Raw genomic sequence first — 371 nt, 5'->3', positions numbered from 1 at the left:
GGCGGTCAGGGGGATCGCGGCGGGGGCGACGAAACTCGCGCCCGCGGCCGGGGCCGTCAGGCTGACGGTCGGCGCCTGGTTGCCCGCCTGTACCGTGACCGTGCGGGCCGTGCTGGTCGTCACGCCGCCGGCGCTGTCGGTCGCTCTGGCCGTGAGACTGTAACTGCCGGCCGTCGTCGGCGTCCAGGCGAGGGTGTAGGGGCTGGCCGTGCCGCCGCCGATCAGGGTCGTTCCCTGGTAGAAATCGACCCGGGTGATCGGCGTGTTGACCTCGACGCCGCTCGCTGTCGCACTCAGCGTGACCGTCGCCGGCAGCGTAAAGACCGCGCCGGCCGCCGGCGCGCTGAGACTGACCGTCGGTGGGGTATTGG

At 73.0% G+C, this 371-nt stretch carries 1 protein-coding gene; it reads right to left on the bottom strand.

Going from position 1 to position 371, the window contains the following annotated elements:
- A partial coding sequence (locus tag CAPSK01_RS23235; protein ID WP_273703778.1) for an Ig-like domain-containing protein occupies positions 1 to 371 on the bottom strand: 371 nt, incomplete at both ends.

The organism is Candidatus Accumulibacter vicinus (assembly GCF_000584955.1).
Classification (GTDB): Bacteria; Pseudomonadota; Gammaproteobacteria; order Burkholderiales; family Rhodocyclaceae; genus Accumulibacter; species Accumulibacter vicinus.
This window is presented reverse-complemented; position numbering and strand designations above follow the sequence as displayed.